The organism is Sphingobacterium deserti, assembly GCF_000757725.1.
GTDB lineage: Bacteria > Bacteroidota > Bacteroidia > Sphingobacteriales > Sphingobacteriaceae > Sphingobacterium > Sphingobacterium deserti.
The window spans coordinates 110,414-126,240 of sequence record NZ_JJMU01000061.1 but is presented as its reverse complement, the minus strand read 5'-3'; the positions used below and the strand labels follow the sequence as shown (position 1 = coordinate 126,240).

Annotated in this window: 9 protein-coding genes; 6 read left to right on the top strand and 3 right to left on the bottom strand. The window is 44.2% G+C overall.

What is annotated here, in order from left to right; translation table 11 throughout:
* Positions 1–56 precede the first annotated feature (56 nt).
* Positions 57–4,160, top strand: a complete 4,104-nt coding sequence (gene treY / locus DI53_RS16015; RefSeq protein WP_037501972.1) for a malto-oligosyltrehalose synthase — start codon at positions 57–59, stop codon at positions 4,158–4,160.
* Positions 4,161–4,175: 15 nt separating this feature from the next.
* On the opposite strand, the gene DI53_RS16010 is transcribed toward treY, so the two are convergent.
* Positions 4,176–4,988 carry a DUF421 domain-containing protein gene (locus tag DI53_RS16010; protein ID WP_241462453.1) on the bottom strand — a complete coding sequence of 271 codons (813 nt, stop codon included), beginning with the start codon at positions 4,986–4,988 and terminating at the stop codon, positions 4,176–4,178.
* Positions 4,989–5,204: 216 nt separating this feature from the next.
* Here DI53_RS16010 and glgX point away from each other — a divergent pair, with 216 nt between their 5' ends.
* Together glgX and treZ are read left to right on the top strand one after the other, a co-directional pair.
* Positions 5,205–7,343 (top strand): glycogen debranching protein GlgX, encoded by a 2,139-nt coding sequence (gene glgX, locus DI53_RS16005; RefSeq protein WP_037501966.1) that lies wholly within the window; start codon positions 5,205–5,207, stop codon positions 7,341–7,343.
* Positions 7,344–7,366: 23 nt separating this feature from the next.
* On the top strand, positions 7,367–9,184 hold the full coding sequence (gene treZ, locus DI53_RS16000; RefSeq protein WP_037501963.1) for a malto-oligosyltrehalose trehalohydrolase: 1,818 nt from the start codon (positions 7,367–7,369) through the stop codon (positions 9,182–9,184).
* A gap of 273 nt (positions 9,185–9,457) precedes the next feature.
* Here the strand turns inward: treZ and DI53_RS15995 are convergent, their stop codons facing one another.
* Entirely contained in the window at positions 9,458–11,647 is a 2,190-nt protein-coding gene (locus DI53_RS15995) for a GH92 family glycosyl hydrolase (RefSeq protein ID WP_206538048.1), read from the bottom strand.
* 323 nt (positions 11,648–11,970) lie between these two features.
* Here DI53_RS15995 and DI53_RS15990 point away from each other — a divergent pair, with 323 nt between their 5' ends.
* Positions 11,971–12,222: a hypothetical protein gene (locus tag DI53_RS15990; protein ID WP_037501957.1), complete on the top strand. Its 252-nt coding sequence runs from the start codon at positions 11,971–11,973 to the stop codon at positions 12,220–12,222.
* A 114-nt stretch (positions 12,223–12,336) separates the two neighbouring features.
* Here the strand turns inward: DI53_RS15990 and DI53_RS15985 are convergent, their stop codons facing one another.
* Positions 12,337–13,827 carry an acyl-CoA dehydrogenase family protein gene (locus tag DI53_RS15985; protein WP_037501953.1) on the bottom strand — a complete coding sequence of 497 codons (1,491 nt, stop codon included), beginning with the start codon at positions 13,825–13,827 and terminating at the stop codon, positions 12,337–12,339.
* Between the two features lie 526 nt (positions 13,828–14,353).
* Here DI53_RS15985 and DI53_RS15980 point away from each other — a divergent pair.
* Together DI53_RS15980 and DI53_RS15975 are read left to right on the top strand one after the other, a co-directional pair.
* Entirely contained in the window at positions 14,354–15,493 is a 1,140-nt protein-coding gene (locus DI53_RS15980) for a DEAD/DEAH box helicase (protein WP_037501950.1), read from the top strand.
* Between the two features lie 36 nt (positions 15,494–15,529).
* Positions 15,530–15,721, top strand: a complete 192-nt coding sequence (locus DI53_RS15975) for a cold-shock protein (RefSeq protein WP_037501947.1) — start codon at positions 15,530–15,532, stop codon at positions 15,719–15,721.
* The last annotated feature ends 106 nt before the right edge of the window (positions 15,722–15,827 follow it).

The following is a 15,827-nucleotide window of genomic DNA, read 5'->3' as shown; positions in this document are numbered from 1 at the left end:
AAACTTTACGCATAAAACGTTGTTCATCCTGTTAGATAAAGAACGATAAACAAACCATGAAAGCTCCACTAGCGACTTACCGCATACAATTTAATAAAGACTTTACGCTGCGCGATTTAGAAAATGTACACAGCTACCTCAGCAAGCTTGGCATAGATACGGTTTATGCGTCACCGATTTTAAGTGCCGTATCAGGTAGCATGCACGGCTACGATGGTATCAATATGCAGGAGGTAAATCCAGAAATAGGCAGTCTGGAACAGTTGCGAGCGCTTAAAAGCAAACTTGACACTGAAGGTTTAAACTGGCTACAAGACATTGTACCTAACCATATGGCATTTGATCCATCTAATGCATGGCTGATGGACTTACTCGAATACGGCGCTGAATCGAAGTACAAAGATTATTTCGACACCAGCTACAGCGGAGATTGGTTTGCAAAGGAAAAATTGATGGTTCCTACGCTAGGGAAATCTCTTTCGGAGGCAATTGCTGATCAGGAAATCGGTATATGCTACCATGATCAAAAACTGTACGTAAAATACTTTGACCAACAATGGCCACTATCAGCTGAAAGCGCGCAGGCAATCCTCTCAAAATATCGTATTAGCGACGTTGATGGAACGAATCTTAGCAATTCTGATCAAAAAAAGTTAGCTGCATACCTTACGGAAATCAACGAGTCTCCCGACAAACTTGAAAGCCTATTAGAAGAGCAGCACTATCGGCTTTGTCATTGGCAGGAAACCGACAGTCAAATTAATTTTCGACGATTTTTTACTGTTAATAGCCTTATCTGCTTAAATATTAATAAAGCAGCGGTTTTCAACGATGTCCACAGTTTTATTGCCCAATTACTCGAAGAAGGGCTTATTGATGGTTTACGCATAGACCATATCGATGGTATTTACGATCCCACCGCATACCTTCATGATCTTCGCCAGCTCTGCGGTCCGGAGACTTACATCGTTGCAGAGAAGATTTTGGAACATGGAGAAGACCTGCCTGCGGACTGGCCCATCCAGGGCGCCTCTGGTTATGAGTTTTTAGCCGCAAGTAACAATCTACTGGTAGACCGTGGGGGGAGAAAAAAGCTAGATAAATTTTACAACAAATTTGTAGGAAAGCAACTATCTATTAAGCAGCAGCAGCGCGAAAAGAAGACGGCTATTTTGCAGAAGCATATGCAAGGCGAAATGGATAATCTTTGCGCGCTGTTCTTTGATCTTGAACTTGCAGAAGATAGTAAAGTCCTTGATAAAAGGAGAATGACAGAGGTTATCACATCTTTATTGATTGAATTTCCCGTTTATCGGTTTTACGACAGCAGTTTTCCCTTAGCCGCTAAGAATTATCAGCAGTTGGAAAAGGTGTTTAAAAAGGTCAAAAAGATGAACCCTGATCATAAATCAGAAGTGATGCAATTTGTCGAAGCACTAAGACGGGCACAAGTTTCCGATAGCGAAGATTACAAAAAACGAGCAGCTACATTTTTTACACGCTGTATGCAATTCGCCGGCCCTGCTATGGCGAAAGGGGTTGAAGATACATTGATGTATACATACAACCGCTATCTAGGTAGTAACGAAGTGGGCGACCATCCGGAAAATTTCGGACTGTTGGTAGAAGATTTCCATACACTGATGGCGGCAAGGCAAAAGCACTGGCCATTGGCGCTGAACGGCAGCAGTACGCATGACACGAAGCGAGCAGAAGACACCCGAAGCCGTCTGCAAGTGATCACGGCATGGCCATCACGCTGGATAGCAGCGGTAAAAAAATGGCACAGCATATTGGAGAAAACGTATGATGGCCCCTTCCCTCATCCGAATGATGAATATACCATTTACCAATCGCTATATGGCGCATACCCTATGTCGGGAGAAGAGGATACGACGTTCGAGGAACGCTTTTTAGCATTCTTGACAAAGTACTTGCGCGAAGGTAAGGAACGATCGGATTGGGCAACACCGAACGAGGAGTATGAAGACACTGTACATCAATTTGCCCGCTTCTTGCTTCAGCCGGAAGGCAAGTTTATTAAGTCGCTAAAGGATCTACTCCGCAGTTTCAACGATTTCGCCGTCATCAATTCGTTAGCACAACTCACACTAAAATTTACCGCGCCAGGTGTGCCTGATGTCTATCAAGGTACAGAACTATGGGATTTTAGCTTTGTGGATCCGGATAACCGCCGACCTGTCGATTATCAGAAACGAAGGGAGTATTTGGATGACATAACCAAGATACCTCATCAGAACCGGCTGGCTAACCTTTGGGAAGAACGTGAAAACGGGAAGATTAAACTATGGTTGTTACATACGCTAGCGCAACTCAGGCATTCGTCAACCGAGGCTTTTGAGAAGGGAAGTTATCAACCGTTGCCGGTCGAAGGGAAATATCAACAGCATGTTATGGCTTTTGCACGACAATACCACAACAAGTCAATTGTCGTGATTTTGCCTTTGCACCTCGCCGGTATCACCAAGCTACAGCAAAACCAATTACGTGACTTCGACTGGGAAGATACACGGGTAATCCTACCTACACAGGCTGCTATAACATGGAAAAGTGTGTTGTACACAGGCGAAGGATCGGGAGGTCAGGTAAATTTAAACGAATTATTCCAAGAGCTTCCTATTGCGGTGTTGGCGTATGAAATAGCGCCAAACCCACGTCGTGCCGGCATATTGATGCACATCAGCTCTCTGCCATCCGCTTATGGTATCGGCGATTTAGGCGACAGCGCATTTTCCTTTGCCCGGAATCTACATGCTGCCGGGCAGCGCTTTTGGCAAGTGCTTCCGCTTAACCCGCTTTCCAAGCAGCAACAATACTCGCCATACAGCACATTAAGTGCCATGGCAGGCAATCCGCTTTTTATTGATCTTCAGACCTTGGTGAAAGAAAATCTCTTGCATGAAGAAGAATTACAACAACAACTAGCAGAAGCTTCCAATAACATAGATTACGATAGCGTCGTATCGTCAAAAATGCCATGCCTGTACCAAGCCTTTGAACGTGCCGACCCTAGTAATGACGCTGCTTTTTCTGCATTTTGTTCAGAACAAGATTTTTGGATCAATGACTACGCCCTATTTATGAGCTTGCGGCAGTACCATCAAGATGCTCCTTGGCACGAATGGGCAAAAGAATACAAAGAACGTGATCCGCAAGCCTTACAACTATTCACACATGAAAACAAAAAGCTTCTGGAGCGCGAAAAGTGGTTGCAATACATATTCTTCAAGCAGTGGGCTCAACTTAAAGCCTATTGTTATGGATTGAATATCGAGATTCTTGGTGATATTCCTATTTATGTCGGCCATGACTCTGCCGATGTATGGGCAAACCGCCATTTATTTGCGCTCGATAATAATGGACAGATCAAGGAAATGGCCGGCGTTCCGCCAGATTACTTCAACGCTGACGGTCAACAGTGGGGAATGCCCGTGTTCCGTTGGGCAAACCATAAGAAAGAAGGCTTCCAGTGGTGGGTCGCTCGTGTGAAGCAAAATTTAGCTTTATTCGATCAGGTTCGCTTGGATCACTTCCGGGCCTTTGCCGCCTATTGGAGTATCCCCGCTTCCGCTGAAACTGCAGCAGAAGGTGAATGGAAGACCGGCCCCGGAAGGGACTTGTTCAATAGGCTTAAATCTGCTTTCGGTGAGATGCCTTTTATCGCAGAAGACTTAGGAGATATTGATGACGAGGTTTACGCGCTCCGCGACAAATATGGATTGGCAGGAATGAAAGTGCTGCAATTTGCTTTTGGCGACGACCTGCCGCAGTCGCCACACATACCGCATCACTACCGGAAAAACTTTGTCGTTTATACCGGCACGCATGATAACAATACGACGGTGGGATGGTTTAAGGCGGATATAGACCAAAATTCCCGCAGCCGACTGCAGGCATACTTATCCTCTACGGTTTATGCCAAGAACGTGGCGGACCTGCTTACAAAAGTGGCTTATGGATCGGTAGCAAACACGGTCATTATCCCTATGCAAGACGTATTATCGCTTGGAAAAAAACACCGCATGAACACGCCATCGAGTACAGTAAGCAATTGGTCGTGGCGCATGCTGCCTAACGCTTTTAAACAGCCGAAGATACAGCAGCTAAAGCTATACGCTACGCTATACGATAGGTTGTAAAGTTATCGGGCGAGATTAGGCGCGCTTGGTTTTTAAAGCTAAAGTCCACCTATCTCGTCCGCAACGATCACATTTGTGGGTGCCTAGCACAACTTCATGCTGCACCGCGCCACAATACATGCATGCGAAAGGTCCGGTACGCTCAGCCGGTTTAACTTCAATATAGTGTGACGGAAATAACGGCAGCCCAGGTTTCGTATCTTCATCGCTATAGTATAGCACGCTCATCGTGCCATCAACTTCCAGGATGCCTTCACGCACTTGGCCGAGGTGCTCGATAGAAAGGTTGCGAAGCTCGGCGAAAAATTCCATTTTGGAAAAATCGTGCTGATTCTCATGGCGCACATCAAACATTCCATCTTTCACGATCGTCATTGCCTTGCCTTCCATCATGACGGCCACCCACTTAAGACGCGAAGCCAACCACGTAACAAGCTTATATACGCCCATCACGCAACCAAAAACGATCACTGAATAGACAACAGGAATATCTTCCTGAAACATGGGATCGCCCGCTGCGGAGCCGAGGCTTATAATTATTGCCACTTCGAAAAGCGTGAGCTGCCGAACCCCTCTCCTGCCGGACAAACGCAAGATGATCAATATCAAAATAAACATGATGACCGTTCGCCAAATAATCTCTGTCAAAAAATCAAAATCGGCACCACCCACAAACAACTTTTCAATTTCTAGCATAGCAGGAATACGTTTTAATGTATAACCTATTTTGCAGAAAAAAGTTGTTACACAAAGCCTTATTAAGGAATGCCCTACATATCTATTCATGAAGCTGCAGGCGCGATGTGGTCCAACGTTCGTCCACTCCATCAAAAGCTTACTAAAACATTTGAGCGAGGGTATGCCGCAATAAAATAAAATACTATTCGCAAAACTTAGCGAGTCGGTAAGTTGTTATGATAGCACAAACATAACGTACGTCATGCTGGAATACCATTACACATGTTTTGTCGATAGCACTACATGTATGGGTATTGTATGAAGCAGGATATGTACGCCATAACCTTACAAGAAATTATTTAAAACATGGACACGAAAGTATTTCCGGGGTCGCCCTACCCTTTAGGGGCAACGTATGATGGACAGGGGGTGAACTTTTCTATTTACGCCGAAAATGCTGAAGGCGTAGACCTTTGTCTTTTTAATAGTAGCGAAGACCCTACAGAATCTTTAAAAATTCGTATTAAGGAACGTACACACCAAATATGGCACGTGTACATTCCCGATGTGCATCCCGGGCAATTGTACGGGTACCGTGTGTATGGCCCTTACGACCCACAGAACGGGCACCGTTTTAACCCGCATAAATTGCTTATCGATCCATATGCAAAAGCGATTGCAGGTACCTTGCAGTGGGACGATGCGCTTTTTGGCTACGATGTTGGACACCCGGACCAAGATCTAAGTTTTAGCGATGTCGACAGTGCCCCGTTTATACCGAAATGTGTAGTAGTAGACAATAATTTTGATTGGGAAGGCGACAAGCTGCTGCACACTCCTTTGCATAAGAGCATCATATACGAAACACATGTCAAAGGCTTTACGCAGCAGCACCCTGATATTCCGGAAGAAATTCGGGGAACCTACACAGCCTTGGGACATCCTGTTACCATCAATTACTTAAAGGATTTGGGCATCACGGCTATAGAGTTGATGCCGGTGCATCATTTTATAACAGATCGGCACCTGAAAGATAATGACTTGACCAATTATTGGGGTTACAATACAATAGGCTTCTTTGCTCCTGATGTGCGCTACGCCGGAAACGGTATCCAGGGACAACAAGTTAATGAATTTAAGGAAATGGTGAAAGCCTTGCATAAGGCCGGCATTGAAGTTATTTTGGATGTGGTGTATAACCACACGGGCGAGGGCAATCAAATGGGGCCGACTTTGTCGTTCCGAGGAATAGATAATGCAGCCTATTATCGTTTGGAGGAGGATGCGCGCTATTACACAGACTATACGGGAACAGGGAACACGCTAAATGCACGCTATCCGAGTGTTTTGCGGTTGATCATGGACAGTCTACGCTATTGGATTCAGGAGATGCATGTTGATGGCTTCCGCTTCGATTTGGCTTCAGCATTGGCTAGAGAGTTGCATGAGGTAGACAAATTAAGCTCTTTCTTTGATGTCATACACCAAGATCCTATTATCTCTCAGGTGAAGCTTATTGCCGAGCCTTGGGACATCGGCGAGGGTGGTTATCAGGTCGGTAAATTTCCTCCGGGATGGGCGGAATGGAACGGCAAGTATCGGGATTGCATCCGCGATTATTGGATTGGTGCGGATAGTATGTTGGGCGAATTTGCAGATCGGTTAACGGGTTCGTCCGACCTTTATCAGGATGATTACAGAAAGCCGACGGCCAGCATAAATTTTATTACCGCACATGATGGCTTTACGTTGCATGACCTCGTCTCCTATAACGAGAAACACAACGAGGCAAATGGCGAGGATAATAATGATGGTGAAAGCCACAATAGATCGTGGAATTGCGGTGCCGAAGGCCCTACAGATGATAAAGCGATAAATGCCCTTCGTGCTAAACAAAAGCGAAACTTGATGACAACGCTGTTCCTATCGCAAGGTGTTCCTATGATTGTTGCTGGTGATGAATTTAGCCGCACGCAAGGCGGGAATAACAACGCCTATTGCCAAGATAATGAGATCTCATGGCTGGACTGGGCTGGTAAGGACGAAAGTTTGCTAAAATTCACACAACAGTTGATAGCGTTTCGCAAAGAACACCCTACGTTCTCACGTCGGAAATGGTTTCAAGGCATGCCAATAAAAGGGATAGGACTCGAGGATATCGCGTGGTTCTTACCAGAAGGCCAAGAAATGGAAGACTCGCACTGGCAGCACGATTTCGCACGCTCTTTGGCTGTATTCCTAAACGGTCACGGCATCCGTTCCGTGAATGAAGACGGTACGAAGATTTTGGATCATAGCTTTTATTTGATGTTCAATGCGTACTGGGAAACGTTGGACTACCAATTACCATCAGAAAAATATGGCAAAAAATGGGTCAAGATGTTAGACACCAGCTTGGACGTTATTGAAGCGCATGAAGAGTATGATGCTGGTAGCAAGATTGCCGTACAATCGCGCTCTATCGTGCTACTTATGTCGAAAGAAATCGAACAGCCAACAAAATAGTTTTTTTGCAACGATTTAAATTTATGTTTGAAACAGGAGTTAATAATATAGGTGTATCACTTCGAAATGGAACGGCGCACATCAATGTATGGGCGCCAGACGCGAAGTCGGTTATTTGCCGAGTGGAGAAACGTGGTGCAGACATTCCTTTAGCCATTGGAAAATATGGCTATTGGTATGCGGAGAGTGATGCCTTAAAGGAAGGCGATTCCTATCGCTTTCAAATTGATGGCGAGCCTTACCCCGACCCTGCTTCGCTAGCGCAGCCCGAGGGCGTGCATGGCGCTTCGCAAATCGTCGATCTGCAGTATCCTTGGCGGGATGAAAATTACCACCCTCCCGCTTTGGATAAGCTCATTATCTATGAGCTGCATGTAGGAACGTTTACCGCTAGCCATGACTTCTCTGGCGTTATCGAACGTATTCCGCATCTGCTAAAATTAGGGATCAATGCCATTGAAATTATGCCCGTAGCCCAGTTTCCAGGTGATAGAAACTGGGGCTATGATGGCGTCTTTCTTTTCGCCGTGCAACACAGCTATGGCGGCGCAAAGGGTTTGCAGCAACTTGTTGATGCTTGCCATGAAGCAGGGATAGCCGTGATTCTTGATGTGGTGTACAATCACTTCGGACCAGAAGGGAACTATCTTCCCAACTTTGGTCCCTACTTCACGGAAAAATACAGCACGCCCTGGGGTAAAGCGATCAATTATGACGATGCCTATAGCCACGGTGTTCGCGATTTTGTATTGGCCAACATCCGTATGTGGTTTGAAGATTTCCACATCGATGGGCTACGACTGGATGCCGTGCATGCTATAAAGGACTTTAGCCCAAAACATATTTTGCAGGAGGTACGTCAACTCACAGACGATATTATCGCAGCTCGCAAAAAACCGCATTACCTGATCGTTGAATGCGATTTAAACGACAGGCGGTACTTAGATCCGCTGCAGAACAATGCATTTGCAATGGATGCCCAGTGGATTGATGAATTTCATCACGCCCTACGGGTGGCAGCCGGAGAAGAGAAAAAAGGGTATTACAAGGATTTTAATGGGTTGGAAGACTTGGCAAAGGCCTACGAAAAAGCCTACGTTTTTGATGGCAATTATTCTACACATCGGGAGAAGTTTTTCGGCACATCAGCAGCCGGGCTAAGTGGGGAGCGCTTTATTGTCTTTTCCCAAAATCATGATCAGGTAGGAAATAGAATGCTGGGTGAACGTAGTGCAGCCTTATATTCGAAAAGCGTGCAACGGCTCATGGCCATGGCTGTTATACTTTCCCCGTATACACCGATGTTATTTATGGGTGAAGAATGGGGTACCGAAAAACCGTTTCAGTACTTTGTGAGCCATGGCGATGAAGAGCTGATTGAAGCTGTACGAGAAGGCAGAAAAGCTGAATTTGCAGATTTCCAAAGCGAAGGTACACCGCCCGATCCGCAAGCGACAGCGACCTTTAATACCTGCGTATTAGACTGGAATGAAGTTGAAGCAGACACACAGCAAAAAATGTTGAACTACTACACGAAGTTGATAAAGCTACGTCGCGAGCTGCAGGCGTCGGGCAGCTTCGGAAGAGAGCAATTAGCGGTAGAGCATGATAAAGAAAAGGATAGCATCCTTCTTACAATGGGCAGCGGAAAAAACCAGATGTTGGCAATCCTAAATTTTTCAGCAGAGACGCAAAGCTATGAAGTTGATGGCCAGTGGAAGATTATGCTCGACAGCAACGACAGGCAATGGGCGGGCGACAGTAATATGGGGGATGCTGTCGATAGCAGTGTGACCGTCGCCTCAACGTCAGGGATATTGCTTGCGTTAGTTAGTGCATAATGAGTAGTGAGTAGTGAGTAATGAGTAGTGCGTAGTGCGTAGTGCGTATAAAGATTAGTTATCAGTAGAGAGTATATAGAGTTGCTATGGTATATACTTTTTTTATTTTTGAATTTTTAATTTTCACTTTTGAATTTTCACTTTTGAATTTTTAATTTTTAATTTTTAATTTTGAATTTTTAATTTTTAATTTTGAATTTTGAATTAGTTATGCGAGGGACAATCCGTTAAAAAACGCGCTACCGTCAACAGGTAAAACGCTAATTCAAAACACTACCTATTCATTGTCTCAATAACAATTTCCTTACTATGAATCAATTTATCATGGGCTATTTTGAAACCTTTATTTAATTTCCCGTCGATGCGGATGTTTTTAATATAGTTTCCTGTACCTGCTTTACGAATAACGACTTGCGAAGCACCATCATGGTAAGCCGGATCCAAGTGGATAACCACCTTATCGAAAACCGGTGTCACGACAGTATAGTCTGGACGCCCGGGGCATAACGGGTAAATGCCCATCATATTCATCAGTGCCCAAGTCGACATTGTGCCGGTATCGTCGTTTCCGGGAATACCGCCGGGCATGTTGGTGAAATGTGTTTTTAAGATATTGCTGACCAACTTTTGCGTACGCCATTCCTCCCCATCGATCTCCGAAAATATATGCGGGTATAGCATATCCGGCTCATTCGTTACGTCAAAGAAGCCCTTATCAAATGTCGATTGAAGCTTATCCACGAAATTTCTCTTGCCTCCCATAAGCTTAACGAGCCCGGGGATGTCATGCGGAACCGCAAAGGAATAATTCCAAGCGTTTCCTTCATGAAAACCATGGTTTGGTTCGAAGTTTGCGCCCATCAAAGGATCAAATGGCGTTAAGAAGCTGCCGTTTGGCAAAATAGGTCTGAACGTCCCATATTCTTTCGAATAGTAATTTTTGTACCCTTGCGCGCGCTTTGCAAACATTTCGGCATCTGCCGTTTTTCCTAAGGATGCTGCAAGTTGCGCTAAATTCCAGTCCGCTACGTAATATTCTATTGCATGCGATACAGAATTATCAAATGAGTCTCGCAAAGGCACATAATGCAATTTTGTATAGTCGGCATTGTCTGGACGAATGCGGTTTGTGCTATCCGTCACCGTAGCAGATTTATAAAAAGCCTCATATACCGATTCGATATCATAATCGCGTAGACCCTTCATCCACGCATCTACGATAACCGGGACAGCAGGGTCTCCGTCCATGGTGTAGGACTCCCGACTGTAAAGCTCCCACTTGGGCATCCAACCATTCTCTTTGTACATGCCGATCATGGAACGAATCATATCCGTTTGCCTATCCGGAAAAAGTAAACTCATCAACGGCTGCACGTTTCGATAGGTATCCCATAACGAAAACACAGTATAACGATTTCTATCGGTATGCAACGTCTGTCTGCTTTCCATGGCTGGATATTCGCCGTTGACATCCTGAAAGACGTTTGGATGGATGAGTGCGTGATACAAAGCCGTGTAAAACACCGTGCGTTCATCTTCGGAGCCGCCGGTCACTTCTATCTTTGATAGATCTTTGTTCCATGCGGCCTTTGCTTGCTTATGAATGGCGTCAAAGCCGCCCACAGGTTGTTCCGCCTCCAAATTGCGGCGTGCATTCTCCATGCTAACAAACGATACGGCCAACTGTACTTCCACCGCTTCGTTCTCGTCGGTTTTCACCGTAAAGAACGTGCCGATGTCATCGCCCGATAGCTCGCCCCGATAGTCTGTGAAAATCTTGTATTTGCCAGCGTCCTTGTTCCAATCATTTTCCCATTCCTCTCCGGCACGCTGGAACTTCCAGTATCCGGCACTAACCGGCGCCTTGTTAATACGCATAACAAAATAAATCGGATACACAGCTTGGTTATTTGTGTAGCAAAAAGACCCCAGTAGCTTGGATCCTTCCACCTCCGTATCGCTTACACGACGCACAGTAGCCCCAGTTTCATTGGTTAATCCCTCGCCGAGGTTTAATAAAATGTTATGCTCGCCCTTAGGAAAAGTGAAGCGCGTAATGCCGACACGTGCCGTAGCTGAAGATTCCAGCCGGATATTATACTTGTCCAATAAAGCTGTGTAATATCCTGGGCTGGCTTTTTCTTCCCGGTAAGTGCTCCCGTAGGCATGGTAATCCACGTTCAATTTGCCGCTACTCGCCATAAGGAGTAAACTTCCCATATCAGGACACCCGACGCCACTTAAATTGACATGCGCAAGGCCGGTTAAAAATTTATTATTATGCTCGTAGGGTGTGGACCACCAGCGCGCATCTTTGTCGACCTTATTAAGCGTTGAGCCCATCACATTAAAAGGCGATACATTCATGAGTCCTTGCGGAACCTGCGCGCCAGGATTCGTAGTACCATAGTTCGTAGTGCCTATGAACGGATTGACATAGTCGACAGGTTGCTTCTGTGCCATAGCAACGCCAAATAGTAGGCTAAAAGTTAAATAACATGTAATGAATCGATGCATATAGAAAATAAGATAGTAACAAATGGGGCGTATGAAGAATTCTGAAACGTCGTTCGCCCAATAGACAAAGAAACTAATTCTATCACAAACACGCGGTAATTTATTCGTTATAGTTTATCCTCGCCCCATCAGCATATCCTGATAACGCAACGCGTGGGTTTGACATCGACGAATCGTCAAAAATTCTGAAGAACAATATCGTTTAGCACACGTTCTTAGAAAAAAGTTACAGGGCGTTGCGCTGATGTAACAGCAAATAAGGATAAATTATGGCACTATTTTTCACCTTGCAAGCGTCTGAGGACGAAATAACACAAGTTTTTGGCGTGGCAAACATTACCAATCTAGATGAAGAAGAAGACTTGGACGAGAAGCGATTTACACGTATCAAACTGTCGGGCGAGCTGTATTTCGATGTAAAGGGTTCCGTTCGCGAAGTGGCTGCTTTGCTAAACAAGCCGCAAAGCATTATATACCTCGAACCTGAAGACACACGGTTCGATTACACACGTTCCAAATAAGAACGACGGTGCCGCTTGTAGCGGAAATGGCAAAACGCAATAAACAAAACGAGGAACCCATTTCGTTCCTCGCTCTGTTTGCTTAAATATCCGTATTTGATTGCGTCTTGTCTGCTAAATAAAATCCATCCAATTGGAGGCATCTTGATATTCCACAATCGGCGAAGCGCTGTTCACATTAGAAAAATCTGATAACAGTTTACGGATATCGGTTTGCATATGCTTGAAGCTATTCTCAAAAAGATCACTGCGGAAACCTTTTCCGGTCATATCATAAACATATTGAAGGGTTATCAAACGCGCAATTACTTTACCAAGAACAATAAGTTGACGTTGTACTAATCCGTCAGGCAAGCTGAAATCGAGCAACTTAGTAAATCTGTCGCCGATTAATTTCGTTTGTTCTAGCGATTGGATAAATTGGCCAAGATTTGTTTGCTTTTCCTTTTTCATCTGCTTGACGATGATCTCGGCAATCTGCGTGTAGAGCATTTCGTTGGATCCTTCAAAAATCTGGAACGGGCGGCTGTCTACAATGCCACGTCCAGCAACATGATCTATTTTATAACCACTTGAACCAGAAAGCTGCACACAGATTTGCGCCGCCTCCTGCATGAGGTCAGTTACCAATGCTTTCATAGAATTTGCTTCTAGTCCCTTTGTGGCAAGATCATGCTCGATACCGCTGATGGAAGAACTTCGTGCGCACATTCCCGAACATAAGGAGTAGGACGCCTGTATACGCGATAATTGATACTGTACAGAATCCAGTTCCAACAGCTTTTGTGCGCCAACTTTTCTGTTGATACAGTGTGCCAAAGCTTCATCCAGCATGCGTTTTATGAAGCCCATGCCCATTCCTGGAAATTGCAACCTGCTACGATGCAAGATGTCAAGCATCATTTTTATGCCTGTACTATGTTGCTGTAGCTTTTGTTCGGCAGGAACGGTAATATCAATTGTATTTAGTCCATATGGAATCATATATAGACCCAAATTATTGAAATAATGCTCAACATGAATACGCTGACCATCTTTGTTATTGTCTGTAACGAAGAAATCGATATCGCGAGCCAATTCGCCGCCCGCAACTTGCTTGCGCGCCGCTACAAGCCAAAATTCGGCCATTCCGGTCAGCCCCTGCCAGTGTTTTTGACCACTCAAACGATACGAATCTTGTTCTTGCGTGTAATAGGTTCGCATGTTGAGCGCATCACTTCCGAAATCCGGCTCCGTGATCATCAATCCACCCATAGCCTGTCCTTCCAAAAATCTGCCGAAAATGTAAGGCTTAATACTATCAGCACCATATTTGGAGAGCGGTTCCAAAAACAGCGCAATATTTATTCCGAAGGTTAGTGAGAGCGGGAGCGATTCGTAGGAGGCCGCAGCAAGAATACCCAAACATTCTTTTACATGACTTCCCCGACCACCATAGGCTTCAGGTATGGCTACCGATAAGGGCTTATGCTCCATAATTCCGTTCCATATCTCGCTCGGAAGACCACGGTTCACACTCAACTCATTAATATTAGCTTCGCTATGGAAAAGGTTATGCAAACTTTGTTCAAAGCGGTCTAAAAACACTTGATAATTTTCTTTCATATGGCTAACCGACGAAATGTATACTATATCGATTTTTGTAAATGTACAAAATAAAATAACTATTCAACATAGGCTCTTTGCTTGCTAAAATGTGTCGATAGATGTTATTTTGGGGAAACGCGATAAAAATTATTGTTTATCAGTTCGTTAAAAATAAAATTCAAAATACGTAGTATTGAATAAATCTGTCTATCAAATCCATCAATGATGCGCTAACGTTGTTTTTTGACTATCCCCCTAGCGGGGATGAATAAGTTCATCATGCCACTAAAAAAATAAATACACGGTTTATAAAAAATTTAACTTACTTTTGTAAAGTATAAGGCTACTGCCTCTGCTATTTCTGATCGAGTCTAGCATATCGTTTCTCTTTCAGTTGTCGCTTTATCAGCTGCCCATATTAGGAAATCTACATTATAAGAGATGACTGCAGTTGATTTAGTTTACAAAAATATTTAATTTTAATCCTCCATACGCTCGATACTTATCACATTCCAACAAAGAACGATAAGATGGAGTATCCATCATGACATTTCAAGATTTAAACATTATCCCTCCCATATTAAAAGCGATTAGCGAAATGGGCTATAGCAGTCCGTCCCCGATTCAAGAAAAGGCAATTCCTGTCATCTTAGGTAATAACGACCTCATTGGTTGTGCGCAAACGGGTACTGGAAAGACTGCTGCTTTCGCAATCCCTGCTATACAAAAAATTACACAGTCAAAAGCTAAAATAGTCGGTGCCCCACGTGTATTGGTTTTGACCCCTACCCGTGAATTAGCGGTACAGATAGAAGAAAATTTTCGTTTCTACGGAAAGTATGTACAAAGCAGACAAACGTTGATATTCGGTGGCGTATCTGCCAACAATCAAATTGCCAACTTAAAAAAGGGAACAGATATTATCATATCTACTCCTGGCCGTTTGCTAGACCTGGCTCGTCAAAACCAAATCAAACTATCAGCCATAGAAATTTTGGTATTGGATGAAGCCGATACCATGCTGGATATGGGCTTTGTTAACGATATTAAGAAGATATTAACGTATCTGCCTACCAAGCGTCAAACGTTATTTTTCTCGGCAACGATGCCCCCTCCCATCCGTAAGTTCGCAACTTCCATATTGCGCGATACGGTAGAGATCAACGTTAATCCGGTATCGTCTGCAGCACCACTAATTGAGCAATCTGTGTACCATGTAGAGAAGACGGATAAGCCTTCTTTCCTTGTTTCATTACTTAAAACAGATGGTGCGCAGCAAACATTGATCTTCACCCGCACGAAACACGGTGCCGACCGCGTGAGCAAAATGCTGAATAAAAAAGGGTTCGGTGCGCTGGCCATCCATGGTAATAAATCGCAGAATGCCCGTCAAAAGGCGCTGAGCGAATTTAAAAATGGCAAGGTACAGATATTGGTAGCTACCGATATTGCCGCGCGTGGGATAGATATAGAAGAACTACCGCATGTGATAAACTATGAGCTTCCAGAGGTTCCTGAAACATATGTGCACCGAATAGGCCGTACAGGAAGAGCAGGAAAAACAGGAACAGCAGTTTCTCTATGCAGTAGCGAGGAAAGGAAAAATCTCGAAGGTATACAAAAACTTACCGGCAATGTTATTCAGGTCGTTAAAACCAGAAATAAATATGCCGCAATGGCTTAAACAATAAAATAAAAAATACATTTAATAACAATTATCATGCAAGAAGGAAAAATCAAATTTTTCAACACAACTAAAGGTTTCGGATTCATTACTCCATCTAATGGAGGTCAAGACATATTCGTACACGTATCAGGTTTGATCGACGAAGTAAGAGAAGATGACAACGTAAGCTACGAAGTTGAAAACGGTAAAAAAGGTGTTAACGCTGTACGTGTACGCGTTATCTAATCCAACGCCGTAAGGTAAAAATCAGCTCGCTGTTCCGCATGGAATAGCGAGCTTTTTTTGTGCCAACTGGTATGTGCTTCATTTCTAAAACTCCTTTGATAAATAA

Coding starts and splice junctions, on each gene's coding strand:
- treY (WP_037501972.1), top strand. CDS start 57: ATGAAAGCTCCACTAGCGACTTACCGCATACAATTTAATAAAGACTTT.
- DI53_RS16010 (WP_241462453.1), bottom strand. CDS start 4,988: ATGGAGTGGACGAACGTTGGACCACATCGCGCCTGCAGCTTCATGAAT.
- glgX (WP_037501966.1), top strand. CDS start 5,205: ATGGACACGAAAGTATTTCCGGGGTCGCCCTACCCTTTAGGGGCAACG.
- treZ (WP_037501963.1), top strand. CDS start 7,367: ATGTTTGAAACAGGAGTTAATAATATAGGTGTATCACTTCGAAATGGA.
- DI53_RS15995 (WP_206538048.1), bottom strand. CDS start 11,647: ATGGCACAGAAGCAACCTGTCGACTATGTCAATCCGTTCATAGGCACT.
- DI53_RS15990 (WP_037501957.1), top strand. CDS start 11,971: ATGGCACTATTTTTCACCTTGCAAGCGTCTGAGGACGAAATAACACAA.
- DI53_RS15985 (WP_037501953.1), bottom strand. CDS start 13,827: ATGAAAGAAAATTATCAAGTGTTTTTAGACCGCTTTGAACAAAGTTTG.
- DI53_RS15980 (WP_037501950.1), top strand. CDS start 14,354: ATGACATTTCAAGATTTAAACATTATCCCTCCCATATTAAAAGCGATT.
- DI53_RS15975 (WP_037501947.1), top strand. CDS start 15,530: ATGCAAGAAGGAAAAATCAAATTTTTCAACACAACTAAAGGTTTCGGA.